Below are 17,339 nucleotides of genomic sequence, written 5' to 3'. Positions count from 1 at the left end.
TATCTCATGACCTTTGGTAACACCACATCACTCTTCCTCCTACTGCTCCTCATCCCCCTCCTCTGGTTTTGGAGACGCTCACTCGTCGATCAAGTAAGCTGGAAAAAAAACCTCAGCCTCGCCCTCCGAGCCCTCGGGTTCGTCGCCCTCGTCATCGCCCTCTGCAGACCTCATATCAAACAAGATATCGATGACCTCCACGTCGTCTACCTCGTCGATGCCTCACAGTCCATCGACCCACAATCCCTCAAAGAAGCAAGCTCTTGGATCCAACAATCTAACAAAAATAAAAGCTCTAACGATAGCTCTGAAATCTTCTTGTTCGGATCAAAAGTCCGTAAACAAAACGCTGAACAACTTGACGCATTCGTAGAACAAGCCATCGCTGGCACCTCCGAAAGTAACTTCCGCGCATCCACTCCCATCGCGAATGCCCTCAAGGCCATGCGCACCGTGTTCCCTACCGATAAGGCAAAGCGGCTCGTCCTCATGAGTGACGCCAGAAATACCGAAGACCTCAGTGAATCCGCACTCAACATCCTTAAAAAAGAAAATATCGACGTCGTCTTTCACCCACTCTCCCCACTCCAAGATCCAGAAGTTGCTGTCGTCTCGCTCGAACCCTCAACCCAATTCGCCTACCAAGGTGAAATGCTTCGACTCACCGCGAAACTGATCTCCAATGTCGAACAAGCCGTAGAAGCCAGACTCCTTCACCGCGGCATTGTCGTCGCAAAAGAAAAGGTCAACCTCCCTGCCGACTCCGAAACCGAAGTCCACTTCGATACCGAAATGCACACCGCCGGCGCCAGCCAATGGGCCCTCGAAATTATCCCAAAGCAAGATCACTTCACCTCAAATAATTCCGCAAATACCACCATCAAAGTCAAAGGGCTCCCACGCTTCCTCGTCATTCACGAAGATGAAAAACAAATGCGCCCACTCGCCCGCGCTATGAAAAAACAAGGCATCACCCTCGAGCTGCGCGGTGAATATGGAATACCTAATAACTTCAACGAGCTCCTCTCCTATGATGGTCTCATCCTTGCCAACGTTTCCGCCACCTCAATGAGCACCGAGCAGATGCATAACATCAGTCGGTATGTCACTGACTTTGGCGGTGGACTACTCATGTTAGGATCTGAAAATTCCTACGGACTCGGCGGCTACTTTAAATCACCCGTCGAAGATGTTCTGCCACTCACATCCCGCTACGAAAAAGAAAAGCAAAAGCCCAGCCTCGCGATGGTGCTTGTCATCGATAAAAGTGGCTCCATGAGCGGTACCCCCATCGCCATGGCGCGCGCCTCCGCCATCGCAGCCGCTGAACTTCTCAGCCCCAATGACCAAATCGCCGTCCTCGGCTTCGACGGCGCACCTCAGCTCGTCTGCCCACTCACCTCAGCCTCAGACCAGGCCAGCATCACCAATGCCATTAGCTCACTCGCCGCCTCAGGTGGTACCAATCTCTATCCTGCGATGTTAGAAGGTAGAGCCATCCTCCAAGAAGCCACTGCTAAAATTAAGCACATGATCATCCTCTCAGATGGCCAAACCCAAGAAGCAGACTTCCAAACTCTCACCCAAGAAATGGCAAATGAGCAAATGACCGTCTCTACTGTCGCTCTCGGAAGTGGAGCCGCCAAAGACCTTATGCAGCGAATTGCCGCCGAAGGTATGGGCCGTTACTACGAAACCAATGACCCAGAAAAAATGCCGCAAATCTTCACAAAAGAAACGATGAAAGCTTCACGCTCATCGATCAAAGAAGACCTATTTAATTCCATCATCGTCGGCGACCACCCCCTCCTCAATGGCTACGAAAAAAGTGAACTCCCATTCGTCCTTGGCTACGTCATGACACGCCCGAAACCCACAGCCCAAGTCCTCCTAGCAGCTGAAACTGGTGACCCACTCCTCGCCATCTCCCGCTACGGTCTCGGCATCGGTGCCGCTTACACTTCAGACCTCACAGAAAAATGGGGCGGTGAATGGCTCAGCTCCGCCACAGGTGCCCCCTTCTGGGCCCAAACACTTAGAAGTATCGCCAGAAAAGAAGAATCCGCAGGCCTCTCCGCTACCCTCACCCAATCCGGCGACCAACTCACCATTACTGCCAAACGACGTGACCCAAAAGGTGATAGTGTCGAACTCGTCCCCTGGGACCTCAAAGTCACCAATCAAGATGGTAACCCCGTCCCCTTCACTCTCACCCAAACTGGCCTCGGCAATTACTCAGGTACCCTCCCAATCGATGATGCCCAAACCCTCAACATCCGCCTCCACGATAAACTCGCCGAACTTACCAAAACTATCAACTGGCAACGCTCATACCCCAAAGAATACAAACTCACTAACATCACTGATCCATTCATCACCGCACTACCATCCCCATCTGTAAACACCATCTTCGAAACCTCAGCTCCTGCCACCAGCTATTCTAATGCCTCATGGCTCTTCATCTACTTGGCATTCTCACTCTTCCTAGCAGGACTCGTTTTCCGCAGACTATGATCCGTTCATTTTTCTTCACTCTCACTCTCGCTACCTCACTCTCCGCGAGCGAAAACCTCGTGTTCTCAAATACCCAAAATTGGAACCCGAAGTACCTCCAAGCCTCCAAAGAAAATCCCCGCTTTCTTAACCCAAACTGGCAAACCCGATTCCTCCCTACTCCACCCCCGTCTAACACAAGCTCCGAAACCCGTAAGGAGCTCAACAATCTGCTCAAACTTCAGACATTGCGTACCCCCGCGGATACCAAACAGATCAAACAGGAGATCAAACCCTCAGGCCACCAATACCTCAACTACTTCCCACTCAGCCCTGCAGCCAAGTTAGAGAAACCGCATACATACCAACTCCTGCACAACGCGAACCTAGAACTCGCAAAGGTCGTCTTCTACTTCAAAGCACACTTCAACCGAGTCCGCCCATCCTACCTAGAAACCTCCCTCCGTACTTCTATACCAAACCCCAAACATCCAGCCTACCCATCAGGCCATGCCACCCAGGCGATGACCTTCGCTTTGCTGCTCGCTGAACTCCAACCACAGCAAAAAAACGCACTCGTGAAATCTGCCAAATCTATCGCCCATAATAGAGAAATAGCCGGCGTCCATTATGCCTCAGACTCACAAGCTGGATTCACTCTCGCCCAGTCCTTGGTAAAAGAATGGCTGCAAAATCCAGACTTTAAAACACTTATCGCTCACGCCCAAAGCGAGTGGTAAACCCACTTTTTTGTCCAATCCCCCCAGCTCTGGCACTTCATCATAGTATATGAAGCGCTACCTATATCCTCTCTCCAGCTTTCTGCTCAGCCTCCTCCTTCACTCCTTCGGCCATGCCAGCCCGAAGCCCAATATCCTCTGGATCATTGCCGAAGACATGTCCCCCGACCTCTCATGCTACGGTAATCAAGCTATCCACACCCCAAACCTAGACACCCTAGCACACCGTGGCACGCGCTTCGATAACGTCCATGTCACCGCCCCCGCCTGCTCACCAAGCCGCACTGCACTCGCCACAGGAGTCTATCAGACCTCACTGGGTGCCCACCACATGCGCTACAGCGAACCTCTGAAGCCCGTGCTCCCAAGCGCAGTCCTCCCACTCCCCCTCCTGCTCCAACAACAAGGTTACACCACCGGCAATATCAAAGCCGCTTTCGGCGCCGGTACTGGTAAAGATGATTGGCTCTTCAAATGCTCTAAAAACCCATGGAACACCCACAGCTGGAAAACTCTCACATCCAAACCTCCCTTCTTCGGCCAACTCCACATCTCAGAAAGCCACCGCCCCTTCAAACATGTCTCCTCCAATGTTAATTCCTCGAAACTGAACATCCCACCCTACTACCCTAACCACCCCGTCACCCAGCACGATTGGTCAGGATACCTCACAGAAATCCTCAAAACCGACACCATCGTCGGCAAAGTCCTCGCCGAGCTCAAACAACAAAACTTGCTCGAGTCCACCATCGTCGTCTTCCTCTCCGACCACGGCCGACCCATGCTCCGCGCTAAAAATTGGCTCTACGACTCAGGTACCCACATCCCACTCATCATCCATATCCCCAAAGCCTATCAACACAAAGCCCCTCACTACCAACCAGCCACCACTAACAGAAACCTCATCAGCAGCATCGACCTCGTAGCTGAAACCCTCTCTTGGACTAACACACCCTTGCCAACATGGATCCAAGGACGCCGCTTTCTCGATGGCTCACCACCGCGCTCCTTTCTCATCACAGCCATCGATCGCGTTGGCAATATCAATACCTGCAGCCGCGCCATACGCACCCATGATTTCAAATGGATCCAACACTTTAAACCAGCTGGGAATATCCGTGACTCCAGCACCTACTACCGAAGAGCCACACACCCGCTCTACCACCTCCTCCCACCCCTCGCTGAGAAACATCAACTCACCCACCCCCAATCTCAACTCCTCACACCACTCCCCATTCAGGAACTCTACGACCTCAATAAGGACCCAAATGAAATGCACAACCTCGCCACACACCCAAACTACCAATCCCACGCCATTGCCCTACAAAATCAACTCAAGCAATGGATGCTACAATCCAAAGACCTTGGCCAACGCCATGACCCCCCAGCCATTTCCCAATACTTCCAACAATACGGCTACACCCAACAAAAAAAACGCGCCAAACAAATCCAACAACTAAAAGCCGAAGTCCTACGCCAAATCAAATCCCCCCCACAGAACTAGTCTTCCATCAGTTCCTCACGCACTGCTCGATCCTTCAGCAATTCATCACGAGCTGACGTCATCTCCCTAATCGCAGCTCGCAACTCCCGCTCATTCTGCGGCGTCCAAACCTTCTTTCCTCGCACCAACTTCACATGCTCAGCTAAATCAATGTAACTGTCACAATACTCACGCGTGCGTGGATCCACCTTGTGCTTCAGCTTCCTCAAGTCACTGATCAAACTAAACAACACATCGCCACTCCCCCCACTCTCAACAAACTGCTGATTCTTCAACATCTTTGAAAAATCTACCGCTGCCGAATCAATCGCCACAATCGAACCACTCAAGGATAACTTCTTCGGCCCCTGCTTCATCCCATGTTGCAGTAATAACTTCGCCGACACATGATTTGGCATCACATCTAACACCTCTTTGAGCTTCGCCTTGACCTTCCCATTGTATACATACTTTGGGTTCTTCCGGAGTGCCTTCTGCACCGCAGAAAAATCAGCAATCGCCTTCTCAGTCTCAAGCCCACGCTCACCCGCCAATGCATACGCTTGATCAAAATTCTTGATAGAAAAAATCTGAATTGCCGACAAATAACTCGGCCCCTCAATGATATACGCGTCCCGAATCGCAGATACATTCGCCTCAGGAATCGCTACCACCTTACACTTCTTTGATGCCCCTCGCACCTTAGACATCACCCCTCCCACCGGACGCACGGCCCCAGTAGCATTCATGTCGCCCGTCACTGCAAAGTCGTCCGCCAACTCCACTCCCGTGATAATTGACTCTAACATTAATGCTGTCGCCACTGCCGCCGATGGACCATCCTTCGGTGAGTACTGGTCGGCAAAGGCAAACTCTACCCGGTACCCCACAGGCACCTCGTCATGGCGTACATTGATGAATTTCACCACCTCCTTTGTCGCCTTCGACATCAGCTCACCCACATCTTGGTTAAAGGCTACCTCTAAACTCTCCAAACTCGGTTTCTTAATAACAGTCGCATTCATTTGAGAAGCGGTACCTGCATACTCACCATTCCCCAAATCCATCACCAATAAGCCCTTAACCCCCGTCTGCTTCCTCCCCACTTCCGCCGCAGATCCCACCATCTGACCACCAATCATCAGCAATAAAGAGAAAGAAAGTACACAACCAGCTTTGAACATAGGACCTCACCAAATGCCAAAATAATCCCGCCATAGCAATACCAAAGCCACTTCAGCCGTGTCACCCACCACCCGACCTTTACTCAAAAAATAAGGGGAAGCCCCTCCCAAGGCTCCCCCTTTTACTTCACGTACACACCTTGAAGCAAAATCCATTTTTAATGAGAACTTCTCTGACTCGGCACTATGCCGTGCCACCATTGGCTCTAACGCCTGACATAGCTATAGCGATAACTGCTTCTGCTGCCACAGCTGCTACTATAGCGTGGCTTGTAACTCTTCAATGAAGCGTGATTGTAGCGATATGTCTTACAGTCTCTCACCTGACGCGCATGATGATGATGGCCGTGACTGCGCTTACAGCGGTGCGTGACAGGCTGGCGGTAATACCCGTACACCGGATGCCCATGACAGTCGTAATAGCGAACCACACGCTTCGTGTATATCGGACATCCACAACTGGTGTACCCACTCACATAGGTGTAGCTGCTGTGACTCGAACAACTGCGCGCCTCCAATGCCTGAGGTGCAAAAAATGCCGCCAAGGCAAATACAAATACGGGATAAAATAATGTTTTCATAAGCGAATCTCTTTTCTTTAGTTCGCTTACTTCGACGGCACCCCACCCGCCTTTATTCAATCACTCAGAAAAAAATCCTATTTTTTTTCTCCTCCACCTGGCGCCTCATACTTCTCCACTGCCGCCGACTCCATCGCATAACTCATATTAATATCTGCCGTCCCATCCACTAAGAAAAGCTCACGCACTTGCTTCTTGAGTTGCATCTTTCCCGTAATGGTCACCGCCTCAAAGGTCCCCTTCGTCGCAAATGGCTCCGCCACAATAACGTGCACAATCTGATTCGGCGGTGGTGGTGGCGTGTGAATGCATGCCCCCACCCACGGAACCAATAAAAACTCTTTGACCTTCTTACCGTCAAACTCCAACGGCAACACAAAACCTGGTAAACTCACCAACTTCCCATCCAGTTCCTCCACCCCCATATTCGCACGCTTCTTACGTTGCTCCCGAATCTCATCACGCTTCGCCAGCAAACCATCAATGTCGACCTTCTGATCTTTCAGCAGCTTCTCTGAGGCACGCTTCTCCTTTAGCATTTCCTCACTCACTGGCTTACCCGTCTCCTTCGCTCGCTCCTCAAGCATCCGAACGCGCGCCACCATCGATAAGTTCATCAGTTGCTCACTCGTCAAATCCACAAACGGATCATCAAACTCATACGTCGCTTTCATCCCATCCCACTCAATCTTCCTCGCCTCCTCCGCAAAAGCCGAACCAACAAAGAACCCTACACCAACAATGGCTGATAGAAAATGCGCGCGTTTCATAATTTGATAGTCAATCCATCCGCAAGTGACTTGCGATAACCCATCCATGCTGGAAGAAGCGCCGTCATCACACCAGCACAAAAGATCACCCCCATCATCATCCATTCAATCGATGTCGGCGCACTCACCTCAATCCATAGCCCCACTCGCTCCTGAATCACCGGACGGGCCAAGAACATCGCCCCATAAAAAAAAACCAAGCCCACAAGCAAAGATGCCAATGTCACCACCGCCGCTTCTCCTATCACCAAACTCAAAATATGCCTCGGCCGTGCACCCACCGAACGTAAAATCGCCACCTCACGCCTGCGCTCCTTGATGCTCATCATCAAGGCCCCAAACATCGATGCCAAGGATACCGCCAAAACTAAAATCGAAATAACCATTAACACCTTCTCCACAACTCCTACCACCTGCCATAACTCCATCAAAGCCACCCCAGGAAGAACCGCCGTCAACGCCTCACCCTCATGCACGTTGATCGCTCGCTGTAACATCACCGCATCCGCTCGTGACTTCATCCCTACCAAAAATGCCGTAATCTCCGTCGGTGTCAGATCTTCCTCCACACCACCCTCCAAAAGCGCATCAAACGCATCCAAACTCGATGCCGATTTCTTGTGACTCGGATGCTTACAACCCTCATGGTGCACATGCCCCTCCCCACTGTGAAAGTTTTTGTGGATTGCCTCATAACCTTCTAACAAAACATGCACAGTCTGATCTACAGGCGTGCCAGTAGGCTCCAAGATCCCCACCACAGTAAATGGATCCTCGCTATGCTCCACAAAACTAATCGCACCACTCCCATGCGCCAAAATAATCTCCTGACCTAAACCATAACCTAGGCTGCGTGCCACTTCTGCCCCAAGTACCGCATCATACGTGCCCTTCATCCTCTCACCTTCCGCAATCCCTAACGAACGCTTCTGTGCATACTGGTAATGCTCAAAGTAGGCATCACTCGTCCCTAAAACCGTATAGCCCCTATGCGTGTCACCCAATGATAGTGGTATCGTCCACGCAACCTTCGGGTTTCTCTCAATCTTCTTGAATGTCTCCCAACTCACATTGTCCGTCACATTGCCAATGTGAAATACCGAACTCAGTAACAAGGAGACCGACCCCGAACGCGCCCCCACAATCAAATCAGTGCCTGAAATCGTGTTCGTGAACCCGTAGCGCGCCTCACTGCGCATCCGCTCCACACCTAACAACAAAGCCACTCCTAAAGCTAACGACATCACTGTGATCAACACAGAACCCAAACGGTGCCGCATGCTCTTTATCGATAAAGTATACGGACTCACCCCCCCCTCCTCTCCAATTGAATCGCCCTATCAAACCGAGAAGATAACCCAGCATCATGGCTCACAAATACGATGCTGATCCCAGCTTGCTCACATTCCTGGAACATCAATTCAATAAATCCCTCTCCACTCTCGCGGTCTAATGCCGAAGTCGGCTCGTCCGCTAAAATAATCTCAGGCCGACCAATCAAAGCCCTAGCCGCCGCTACTCGTTGTTGCTGGCCAACACTTAGATCAGTCACTTGCCTACCCAAAAACTCCCCCATGCCGAGGTGATCTAACAAACGTTGCGCCTCAGCTTTTGGCTGATCCACACGACTAGCCCTCCGCTTTGAATACCGCAATGGCAATGTCACATTCTCCTCAACCGACAAAAAAGGCACCAAATTGAAGATCTGAAAAATATACCCCACATGGTCCGCCCTAAATCGATCCCTTCCCGCAGCACCCATCTTGCCAATCTCGCGCCCCAGCATCTTCACCTCACCGGATTGAGGGGCCGCCACCCCAGATAACAGACTCAACAACGAGCTCTTACCACACCCACTAGGCCCCCCCACAAAAACCTTCTCACCCCGCGCCACCTCAAATGCGTCAAGCTCCAGCACCACCTCGCGCTCCCACGCAAAGCGAATGTCCTTTAGCTCAATTGCCCAACCATCTGGTTCCATGCTATCAAACGCTACCCAGATACCTTCATTTGGCCAGAAATTTCATGCCCCAGCCAATTTTGCCACATCCCCGTCCCTATCACTTCAAATGCTTTTCAAGCCAAGGAATTACAGCTTGCGCCACCCGATCATAATCGCCTTCAAAACAATGATCCGCTCCATCTAACACAACATGCTCTTTCTTCCCTCGCAACGTGAGATACAGGTCTTCACTATCCTTAGGCAAAACCACATCATCTTGATCACCATGAATCAATAACCACGGACTACGCACATCCCTTGCCGCTGTCAGCGTGTTCCCAATCTGTGTCAAATCATCCACATAGCGCTGGCTGAGTGGATGCGTCTCATCCTCCCACATGCACCCTTCTCCAGGTACCTGATCACCAAATTCCGTCTCGCAAAATGTCTTCGTGTGCACCATCCCCGCCAAAGATACCAATACCTTGATCCGGTCATCCTTTGCTGCCGCTAATGCTCCAACTGCTCCACCCATCGAGTGACCGATATACGCAATGCTCTTGCTGCCCTTCACTTGGTCTAACACAGCATGTAAATCATCCACTTCCTTGCTGATACACATCTCCTCAAAACTCCCCTCAGATGCCCCGCAACCAGAGTACGAAATCCGTAAACACGGCCAGCCAGCCGCCACCAACCGATCGGTAAGCTCGACAATTAAATCCCGATCCTTATCCCCAGTAACTCCATGCCCTAAAACCACCAGCACATCATCCCTGCCAGTCTCATGAAAGGCATGATCAATCTTCTCACCCAAGCGATTGCGAATCTCCATTACGCTCCCCTTCCTTTGAAAGTTAATTCCGCAATGCCAGACTTGTCCAATTCACCAAGACCTTGCCCCACCATCTTTTGATACTGAGCTTCAGTCGCCTCCGATAGCGGCACAGCCACTCCCACTTGCTTCGCCAGATCATTCGCGATCCCACTGTCCTTTGCTGCATGAGCCGCAGAGAAATAACATTCGTGGTCGCGAATCTGCATGTCTTCAGCATCCGTCTCCAAAACCCGTGAGTTAGCACCCGTCTGAGCAAAAATATCCCGCAACATCGTGAGATCTAACCCCAAGGCATCACCCAGACCTAAACCTTCAGCAAGTGCCGCTGTGTTGATATTCATCACCATATTCACCAACGCCTTTACCTTTGCCGCTGAACCTATCGGTCCCACGTGACGTAAGGCCGTAGAAAGAGTCTCCAACAACTCCCTCTGCTCTTCAAAGTCAGCTTCTTCACCTCCAACCATCAAATACAACGTCCCATTGCGAGCCTGAGTGATGCTAGATGCCATCGCTGCCTCCAGCGCCTTCGCTCCCACTGCCTCTGCTGCCTGAGCCACTTCCTCATGGACTTCCGGACTCAGAGTCGCACAGTTGATAAATATCGTTCCCTCAGCATTCGCTAGCAAGGTGTCTCCTTGAATCTTAAAAATGTCACGCATCGCTGAGTCATCCGTTACCACCGTAATAACCACATCCGCTGCCGCTGTGACGGAAGGTAAGTTGCTCGCGCACTGTGCCCCTAATTCCTTGGCAAGCTCCTCAGCTGCTTCGCTGAAAACATCATAGACCACTGCCACATCATACCCTTCATCCTTCAAATGCCGCGCCATGTTCGCTCCCATGCGGCCAACTCCAACAAATCCTATCTTTGGTTTCATAGCGCGAATAAAGCATAGCCAGCACTAATGTAAAGATCACGAGAAATGAACTTCTCACTTCCCTCGTCTGACTACACAATCAGCATATGAAAACCCGCTGCGCTTGGTGCTCTGATGACCCCATTTATGTCGACTACCACGATACCGAATGGGGTGCCCCCTTACACGACGACCAAAGGCTCTTTGAAATGCTCATTCTAGAAGGTGCGCAGGCTGGACTCTCCTGGATCACCGTGCTCAAAAAACGACCCGCCTACCGCAAACTCTTCCACCACTTCGAAATTACCAAAGTCGCCGCCATGACCGATCAACAGCTCGAAACCATCCTGCTCGACCCCTCGATCATCCGCAATAGACTCAAAGTCCTCTCCGCCCGAAGAAATGCACGCGCCGCCATCCAACTCATCGATGAAGTCGGCTCACTCAACCACTACTTCTGGAGCTGGGTCAACCATACACCCATTATCAACCACTGGAAAAACCTCAGTGAGGTCCCCGCATCCACCCCCCTCGCTGAATCCATCAGCAAGGACCTAAAAAAACGAGGCTTCAACTTTGTCGGCCCCACCATCATCTACGCATACATGCAGTCCATCGGCATGATCGACGACCACACCACAGATTGCTTTATCAGAAACCCAACTTAGCTTCTACAAATGAGCTGCTAAGTGCCGCGCATACCGCTCCAAGTCACTCTCAACCTCAGGGTTCTTCATCACATCGTGACAAGAAAACGTCGGTAAGCCCTCCATGCCGAAAAAGCGGAAATTCATGTGCATCGGAAACCACAGGTCGTCCACACTCTTACCCTGAAACAAATACTCATCGGGGTCATTGAACGCTTCTTCCGGTGCATTGAATGTCAGTGAAAGCATATACCGCTTCCCACTCAATGTCCCTCCCCCACCATAATTCTTCTTCGGCGCCTCGTGACTCCGCCCATCGCCATTACATAACTGCCCCATCATCCCCACCGTGTAGACCTCATCCATGTACTTCTTAAATGGCCAGGGCACCCCCATCCAGTTCACGGGAGACTGCACAATGATCACATCCGCCCATTGGTGCTTTTCCACTTCCTGCTCAGCATCCCAACCATCATCTACCTTCACCACCTGAGTCTGATACCCCTTCTCACTAAGCTGCTTGTGCGCGCACTCCACTAATGTCCCATTTAACTTCCCTGGCGAAAATGACGATGCGTGATGCGCGTTGATAATCAATATGTTCTTCATAGCTTCTCAATCTTTGACGGATTCATTCCGCACCAAACACACTACACAATGCATTCAATCCCCGTCAACTCCCCCACACGAATCTATCACAAATCCCTACTCAACTATTCAACGGTGGCAATAACCTCTCCGCACGCTCCCTGCGATGGCGCTGAGACGCCCATACCTTCCTCGCCTCAGACACCACTGCATACAATTCCTCAGTGTGCCCCCAGAGCTGCGTCACATCTCTCCCCCCATCTCCATACCTCTTCAGAAACACATCAAGTCGCGCTACCTGGCTACCGTCAGAGACTCGATCCAGCCAAGCCATCACTGCCCTCTGAGTCGCAGCAACATCGCCCGATCTAGACGCCTGCTCAAAACGCTTAAAATAAGCTTTCTCGCTCTGCTCACGCTCTACTTTCCTCTCCTCTAACCATGCCGAAATCCACTCTCTTCTCCACACCCCCATTCCTAGGATGACACCCACCAAAGCCAATAGCCACCACCCACCTCTACCACTTACCCCGCTCTCCTCAGCCTCGCGATAACCCACCGGACTACCTCCACTCACTGTCACCTTCCGCCCTGCCAATGGCACACTCTCTAACTTCTGCTCCTGCACGTTCCACCAAACCAACTCGATATCAGGAATCACCACCTCACCCGCACCTTCAAAAATGTACGTCACTTCCTCTTGGCGCTCCCCACTCAAGGTCCCCCGGTCACGCTTATCCCTCACTACCGCCTCAGCCGGATACACCCCCAGCCCCTCAATCGCAGGGTACTCAATGGGCTTAAATGCCATCCCCGACACATCACTCGCCGATATCCGAATCGTACGCTTCAGTGACTCCCCCACCTTCAATGCTTTCGCCTCACTCGACCACGTCTGCTCCGCCTTAAAATCTGTCGTACTCACCAGCCAATCGACTCCCTCAGCCCCTGGTGGCACCTTGCTGCGAAACCTAATTTCAGGTAACTTCTCCTGCTTCTCTTGCGCCGCAGACCCACTGCCAAAGGAACTCAGTGAAACCTGCAAAGAAGTCTCAGGAATCACAATTTCCCCACCCACTTGTGGGTAGACCGATAACTCATACCTCTGCCCCGTGTACGACACACCATCAATCTGCTCTTGCGCACGCACACCCTGGCTTTCCGGAGGCAATACATAAGCTCCACCAACCTTGAGTGCCGGCATGTTAGGTATTTGCGCCCAAGAGTCCTTACCTAACACGACCACAGTCAGCTGCACTCTCTGCCCTTGCCACGCCTCCTCTGGCTGCACACTCGCCCGAACAATCACATCATCACCCGCATGAAGTCCCAGCGGCATGCACAACACCACGAACCACCTACTCATCACCCTCTCCCCCCTTTCGCGCATCTTGATACATAAATTTTACCTTTAAAAAATCAGCGGGCTTTGTCTGCACCTTGCGCAACCACACCTCGCGCATCTCAGCGTCGCTCAGCTTACCTCCCTCGACCACCTCCCTCGACCACCTCTTCTCCCGCATCCTCAGATGGATCGTTATTGCCTTGCTCAAAAGTGATTCCATCGGAGCCAATCTTCCCGTCAGTCATATTCCCTCCATCAAAATCGAGTGCCTTCTTTCTCGCCTCAGCGATCGCTCTATTCACCTTCGCATCCTCACCCGCCCCCATACTTATTGCATTATCATACGATCCTATCGCCCCATCATACTTCCCTAACATCATCAAGGCGTTGCCATGATTATAGTGCCCCTCAGCCGTTCTTATTCCCGAGAATACCTTGGCTGCTTGCTTAAAATCTCCCGCTTTAAAATATGCAACCCCTCGCCACATTGGGTCAGCAAAGCCCTCAGCCGCTCTAACATACTCGCCACCGTGAAACGCCGCGTACGCCTTTTGATCAGCAGTTCTCAACGCAAAACCTCCACCAAAAAATAGATGAAGCAATATGATTGCAAGCACTCCGCATAATGCTGTGACTAGCACACGCCTCCCTTTTTCCTTTTTCCTAATATCTCTCACTACTGCCACCCCCTTCTTATCCAAAATCCAGAAAGTAACACAATCACAGGCAAACACAGATACCCCGCATCCTGCCAGATTTCGCTGCCGTCATTCCCCTCCACTGATAACAAAGCACTTCTCGCCACCTTGCTCATGATCTCCACATCCTCCCTACCATCAGTCATCACTTGCACATCCGCTCCCCTCGACCTAGCTGCCTCTTCTAACCCTTTATCCACGGGTGACCGTGCCGGCTGAATCGCCCAAAATTCTACTGGCAATGCCTTGTCCACCTCCGCCAATTCAGCCACCTGTGATGGGTCCACAGCATCTGCCATCACCATCACAGATCCGGGCACCCCAGCCTCCCTCAATAGAACCTCCGCTTGCTTCAAGGCCTCTACCAAAGCATCTCCTTCCGTCGGCATCACCGCCGGACTAAGACCTTCTGCCATGCTGTTGAGAATCTTTCCATCCTTCGTCAATGGCATCACCAAGTGAGCACTCCCACTATACACGATCAATGCATGGCTCGCTCCAGCCCTCGCCTCTATCAAATCCCGCATCTTGAACTTCGCGCGCTCCAACCTCGACGGCTGCACATCCGTCGCCTCCATAGATCCACTCAACTTCATCACCACCACAACTCCCGCCTGCTCCTCCGCAAATGGCGACCCTTGCTTCTGCCATGTTGGCCCCGCCAAACCGATCACACTCAACACCCACACAACCGATAATACATGAATCGGACGCCAACGCTGGCCACCACCTTTCCCTACTTCCAAGTGCTTAAACAAATGCGCATCCATCACCCCCTCCCACGCATTCTTCCCCCCACGCTGGCGAAACATCCCATACAACACAATTGCCACAGGAACGATCGCTAACAAAAACCATGGACGTATGAAATGAAAGTCAGCCATCCCATCCCCCCTTTCTTCGCCACTCCAAAAATTGCCCAAACAGACTTACCAACAAAAATCCAGCCAATGGCCAATGAAACAAATCACGCCTCGGCCGATACGACTCAGACTCCACCTCTCGCGTCCCCATCCTATCAATCTCAGCATAAATCCCCTCTAAACCCTCCCGGTCATCAGCATGAAAATATCTCCCGCCCGTGTTCTCGGCTACCGCATGTAGCGCCTCCTCATCTAACTTTTCTTCTCCCGAAGCCGTCGGATCTCCAACTCCCACCACATGAATCACAATTCCCTTATCACTCGCTATACCCGCAGCCTCAGCCGGTGGCACCTGACTGCCAGTGTCATTGCCATCAGTCAGCCCAATCATCAGTTTGTCCTTATTGCCACTCTGCTCAAACATCGTGATGCCCAACCCAATCGCATCACCAAATGCCGTGCGTGGACCTGCCATCCGCGTCGCCGTCTCATCCAGTAAACGACGACACACCTTCAAATCCTGCGTGAATGGAACCTGCACAAATGCCGCATTGCCAAATACAACTAAGCCCACCCGATCACCATCTCGACGTGTTAAGAAATCATCTAACACTTCTTTTACAGCAGTCAGCCTATCCACTCTATCACCCTTCTTATTCGTGAAGTCCTCAGTTTCCATCGATCCCGAAAGATCAACTAACAGTAGTAAGTCTCGCGTTGGTGTGACTCGTGAAATCGCTGGCTCCACCCACTGAGGTCGGGCTAAAGCAGCCACCAACAAGATCCATAATCCGTAACGCACAATAAGCTGCCACCATGAGACCTCTGAGACAACAGCACCCTCCGCAGGGGTCCCGCCAACCAGTGTGCTCACACGCTGAAACCATGGCACACGCACCGCCTGACGCGTTTCCTTATATGCCGGTAACAAACGACGTAAAACAACTGGAACCACCAGCAATACAAAAAACCACGGATGGAGAAAACTTAACATCTGTGCTTCTTAATCCATTTCTCGGCCTCTCCTCTTAGCCGAGCCTCCGCATCACTATCCTCACATCTAGCTATTTCAGGCATCTCTGCTCCTCCTTCTCTCAAAAAATCCACCCACTCCTCACCGTAGAGAGAAGCCACTCTCTCCCTTCCATAACTCACCATCGCCACCCTCTTCAACACCACCGACACATCCCTCACGGTCACCGCTTCACCTAATAAATCCACCCCTGCTCTCCTGTACGCCTTAGCCCGGTAACTGAGGTAGACAGCCCACCCCACACAAAGAAGAATCCAAGCTGCAATAGCTAGCAAAACAATCGCCCCAGGTGCCAGAGGCAATATTCCAGGAACCTCCGGCATGGAGATGTCCCGCAATTCACTCAAATCATTCGCTGTAGCCATCATCCATTCCATGTGAATCCCATCTATCGAGCAGGCACCCCAAGGTGCTTCCTCACCTGTTCCACCACATCTCCCTCATTACTTATTTCTAATAGCGGTGCGGATAGCTTGCGCATGAAATGCGTGATGCTCTCACGCTCATTCCGATAACTCTCACGCACTTTTTCTCGTATCGACGCCTTATCAAATGGCAACTCAACCTGCAATTTCCCGTCACTCGCCGTTACCCTCTTGCTCTGTGGATTCTCCCGCACTGGGTCAGTGACTAACAAACCAATGACATCATTGTGTTGTGCCATCTTGGCTACTAACTTCTCCGTCGTCTTATCCACCCCAAAAAAATCACTCACAATCACCACTAACATGTCATGAGTCGCCACCTGTAAGGCCTTCTTTAAAGCCTCATTCAAGCTCCCCGGTGACTGTTCTTCCTCAGATTCCACGTTCAGTTGAGCATTGAAATGAACCACAGTATCCAGCACAGCCATCACTCCCTTTTGACTCCGCTGCGGCTTCACCACGCGTATCTCACCATCATTGAATACCACCGCACCAATCCTATCCCCCACGGCATTCGCTCGCCAAGCCGCCAGTGCTGTCGCATGCGCCGCAGTCACAGACTTTAACCTCTCCCTCGTCCCCCAAAACATGTTCATCCTTTGATCACACACCACTATGACAGAACGATCCTTCTCTTCAGTGTACACCCTCACATAGGGCGAGCGCGTGCGCGCTGTCACTTTCCAGTCAATCATACGCACGTCATCCCCAATCAAATACTTCCTCAGTTCCTCAAAATTCAGCCCCCGACCCCGCAGCCTCGATGCATAGCGCCCAGCCAGTACCCATGCGCGTTCACTTAAGGAGCTGTAGTTTATCCATCAGCGACTTACGACTTCTTCGATCCAT

18 protein-coding genes are annotated in these 17,339 nt (G+C 51.6%); 4 read left to right on the top strand and 14 right to left on the bottom strand.

The genetic code is table 11. The features are described 5' to 3' along the window. Nucleotides 1-6 precede the first annotated feature (6 nt). The 3 genes from ACFSW8_RS07575 to ACFSW8_RS07565 are packed head-to-tail and all read left to right on the top strand — an operon-like array spanning nucleotide 7 to nucleotide 4,737. Nucleotides 7-2,514 carry a VWA domain-containing protein gene (locus ACFSW8_RS07575; RefSeq protein WP_377088175.1) on the top strand — a complete coding sequence of 836 codons (2,508 nt, stop codon included), beginning with the start codon at nucleotides 7-9 and terminating at the stop codon, nucleotides 2,512-2,514. Continuing rightward, entirely contained in the window at nucleotides 2,511-3,233 is a 723-nt protein-coding gene (locus ACFSW8_RS07570) for a phosphatase PAP2 family protein (protein WP_377177869.1), read from the top strand. Before ACFSW8_RS07575 ends, ACFSW8_RS07570 begins: the two co-directional genes overlap by 4 nt. Nucleotides 3,234-3,282: 49 nt before the next feature. Further along, the gene (locus ACFSW8_RS07565) at nucleotides 3,283-4,737 is read left to right on the top strand and encodes a sulfatase family protein (RefSeq protein WP_377088172.1); all 1,455 of its coding nucleotides are present in this window, start codon (nucleotides 3,283-3,285) and stop codon (nucleotides 4,735-4,737) included. Here the strand turns inward: ACFSW8_RS07565 and ACFSW8_RS07560 are convergent. From ACFSW8_RS07560 to ACFSW8_RS07530, 7 genes are all read right to left on the bottom strand, one after another. After that, on the bottom strand, nucleotides 4,734-5,900 hold the full coding sequence (locus tag ACFSW8_RS07560; protein WP_377177867.1) for a S16 family serine protease: 1,167 nt from the start codon (nucleotides 5,898-5,900) through the stop codon (nucleotides 4,734-4,736). The genes ACFSW8_RS07565 and ACFSW8_RS07560 overlap by 4 nt on opposite strands. A 206-nt stretch (nucleotides 5,901-6,106) precedes the next feature. Beyond that, a complete protein-coding gene (locus tag ACFSW8_RS07555) occupies nucleotides 6,107-6,481 on the bottom strand; it encodes a hypothetical protein (RefSeq protein ID WP_377177865.1) in 375 nt (124 codons plus the stop codon). Between the two features lie 77 nt (nucleotides 6,482-6,558). Further along, nucleotides 6,559-7,251 carry a DUF3299 domain-containing protein gene (locus ACFSW8_RS07550; RefSeq protein WP_377177863.1) on the bottom strand — a complete coding sequence of 231 codons (693 nt, stop codon included), beginning with the start codon at nucleotides 7,249-7,251 and terminating at the stop codon, nucleotides 6,559-6,561. Further along, nucleotides 7,248-8,531 (bottom strand): ABC transporter permease, encoded by a 1,284-nt coding sequence (locus ACFSW8_RS07545; protein WP_377088161.1) that lies wholly within the window; start codon nucleotides 8,529-8,531, stop codon nucleotides 7,248-7,250. The genes ACFSW8_RS07550 and ACFSW8_RS07545 overlap by 4 nt, the downstream gene beginning before the upstream one ends. A gap of 26 nt (nucleotides 8,532-8,557) precedes the next feature. Further along, nucleotides 8,558-9,232 carry an ABC transporter ATP-binding protein gene (locus tag ACFSW8_RS07540; RefSeq protein ID WP_377088160.1) on the bottom strand — a complete coding sequence of 225 codons (675 nt, stop codon included), beginning with the start codon at nucleotides 9,230-9,232 and terminating at the stop codon, nucleotides 8,558-8,560. A gap of 79 nt (nucleotides 9,233-9,311) precedes the next feature. Next, nucleotides 9,312-10,028, bottom strand: a complete 717-nt coding sequence (locus tag ACFSW8_RS07535) for an alpha/beta hydrolase family protein (RefSeq protein WP_377088158.1) — start codon at nucleotides 10,026-10,028, stop codon at nucleotides 9,312-9,314. After that, nucleotides 10,028-10,912 carry an NAD(P)-dependent oxidoreductase gene (locus tag ACFSW8_RS07530; protein WP_377177861.1) on the bottom strand — a complete coding sequence of 295 codons (885 nt, stop codon included), beginning with the start codon at nucleotides 10,910-10,912 and terminating at the stop codon, nucleotides 10,028-10,030. Before ACFSW8_RS07530 ends, ACFSW8_RS07535 begins: the two co-directional genes overlap by 1 nt. 86 nt (nucleotides 10,913-10,998) lie before the next feature. On the opposite strand from ACFSW8_RS07530, the gene ACFSW8_RS07525 reads away from it, so the two are divergent. Further along, nucleotides 10,999-11,559 carry a DNA-3-methyladenine glycosylase I gene (locus ACFSW8_RS07525; protein WP_377088156.1) on the top strand — a complete coding sequence of 187 codons (561 nt, stop codon included), beginning with the start codon at nucleotides 10,999-11,001 and terminating at the stop codon, nucleotides 11,557-11,559. 3 nt (nucleotides 11,560-11,562) lie between these two features. Here ACFSW8_RS07525 and ACFSW8_RS07520 read toward each other — a convergent pair whose 3' ends face one another. The 7 genes from ACFSW8_RS07520 to ACFSW8_RS07490 form a co-directional block, all read right to left on the bottom strand. After that, nucleotides 11,563-12,147: an NAD(P)H-dependent oxidoreductase gene (locus ACFSW8_RS07520; protein ID WP_377088155.1), complete on the bottom strand. Its 585-nt coding sequence runs from the start codon at nucleotides 12,145-12,147 to the stop codon at nucleotides 11,563-11,565. Between the two features lie 100 nt (nucleotides 12,148-12,247). After that, nucleotides 12,248-13,465, bottom strand: a complete 1,218-nt coding sequence (locus ACFSW8_RS07515; RefSeq protein WP_377177859.1) for a BatD family protein — start codon at nucleotides 13,463-13,465, stop codon at nucleotides 12,248-12,250. A 140-nt stretch (nucleotides 13,466-13,605) separates the two neighbouring features. Beyond that, entirely contained in the window at nucleotides 13,606-14,073 is a 468-nt protein-coding gene (locus ACFSW8_RS07510) for a tetratricopeptide repeat protein (protein WP_377177857.1), read from the bottom strand. 74 nt (nucleotides 14,074-14,147) lie between these two features. Then, nucleotides 14,148-15,053 carry a vWA domain-containing protein gene (locus ACFSW8_RS07505; protein ID WP_377088146.1) on the bottom strand — a complete coding sequence of 302 codons (906 nt, stop codon included), beginning with the start codon at nucleotides 15,051-15,053 and terminating at the stop codon, nucleotides 14,148-14,150. Next, complete coding sequence (locus ACFSW8_RS07500; RefSeq protein ID WP_377088144.1) at nucleotides 15,046-16,026, bottom strand: VWA domain-containing protein; 981 nt, start codon at nucleotides 16,024-16,026, stop codon at nucleotides 15,046-15,048. The genes ACFSW8_RS07505 and ACFSW8_RS07500 overlap by 8 nt, the downstream gene beginning before the upstream one ends. Then, a complete protein-coding gene (locus tag ACFSW8_RS07495; RefSeq protein WP_377088142.1) occupies nucleotides 16,020-16,442 on the bottom strand; it encodes a DUF4381 domain-containing protein in 423 nt (140 codons plus the stop codon). The genes ACFSW8_RS07500 and ACFSW8_RS07495 overlap by 7 nt, the downstream gene beginning before the upstream one ends. 11 nt (nucleotides 16,443-16,453) lie before the next feature. Continuing rightward, entirely contained in the window at nucleotides 16,454-17,218 is a 765-nt protein-coding gene (locus ACFSW8_RS07490; RefSeq protein ID WP_465269591.1) for a DUF58 domain-containing protein, read from the bottom strand. Nucleotides 17,219-17,339: the final 121 nt, after the last annotated feature.

It is taken from the genome of Rubritalea tangerina (assembly GCF_042683245.1).
GTDB lineage: Bacteria > Verrucomicrobiota > Verrucomicrobiia > Verrucomicrobiales > Akkermansiaceae > Rubritalea > Rubritalea tangerina.
The sequence above is the reverse complement of the archived record's forward strand: the minus strand, read 5'-3'. Positions and strand labels throughout refer to the sequence as shown.

Bases quoted from the DNA above. Each gene is read 5' to 3' on its own strand.
- ACFSW8_RS07575 (WP_377088175.1), top strand. From the start codon at position 7: ATGACCTTTGGTAACACCACATCACTCTTCCTCCTACTGCTCCTCATC.
- ACFSW8_RS07570 (WP_377177869.1), top strand. From the start codon at position 2,511: ATGATCCGTTCATTTTTCTTCACTCTCACTCTCGCTACCTCACTCTCC.
- ACFSW8_RS07565 (WP_377088172.1), top strand. From the start codon at position 3,283: ATGAAGCGCTACCTATATCCTCTCTCCAGCTTTCTGCTCAGCCTCCTC.
- ACFSW8_RS07560 (WP_377177867.1), bottom strand. From the start codon at position 5,900: ATGTTCAAAGCTGGTTGTGTACTTTCTTTCTCTTTATTGCTGATGATT.
- ACFSW8_RS07555 (WP_377177865.1), bottom strand. From the start codon at position 6,481: ATGAAAACATTATTTTATCCCGTATTTGTATTTGCCTTGGCGGCATTT.
- ACFSW8_RS07550 (WP_377177863.1), bottom strand. From the start codon at position 7,251: ATGAAACGCGCGCATTTTCTATCAGCCATTGTTGGTGTAGGGTTCTTT.
- ACFSW8_RS07545 (WP_377088161.1), bottom strand. From the start codon at position 8,531: ATGCGGCACCGTTTGGGTTCTGTGTTGATCACAGTGATGTCGTTAGCT.
- ACFSW8_RS07540 (WP_377088160.1), bottom strand. From the start codon at position 9,232: ATGGAACCAGATGGTTGGGCAATTGAGCTAAAGGACATTCGCTTTGCG.
- ACFSW8_RS07535 (WP_377088158.1), bottom strand. From the start codon at position 10,028: ATGGAGATTCGCAATCGCTTGGGTGAGAAGATTGATCATGCCTTTCAT.
- ACFSW8_RS07530 (WP_377177861.1), bottom strand. From the start codon at position 10,912: ATGAAACCAAAGATAGGATTTGTTGGAGTTGGCCGCATGGGAGCGAAC.
- ACFSW8_RS07525 (WP_377088156.1), top strand. From the start codon at position 10,999: ATGAAAACCCGCTGCGCTTGGTGCTCTGATGACCCCATTTATGTCGAC.
- ACFSW8_RS07520 (WP_377088155.1), bottom strand. From the start codon at position 12,147: ATGAAGAACATATTGATTATCAACGCGCATCACGCATCGTCATTTTCG.
- ACFSW8_RS07515 (WP_377177859.1), bottom strand. From the start codon at position 13,465: ATGCCGCTGGGACTTCATGCGGGTGATGATGTGATTGTTCGGGCGAGT.
- ACFSW8_RS07505 (WP_377088146.1), bottom strand. From the start codon at position 15,053: ATGGCTGACTTTCATTTCATACGTCCATGGTTTTTGTTAGCGATCGTT.
- ACFSW8_RS07500 (WP_377088144.1), bottom strand. From the start codon at position 16,026: ATGTTAAGTTTTCTCCATCCGTGGTTTTTTGTATTGCTGGTGGTTCCA.
- ACFSW8_RS07495 (WP_377088142.1), bottom strand. From the start codon at position 16,442: ATGGAATGGATGATGGCTACAGCGAATGATTTGAGTGAATTGCGGGAC.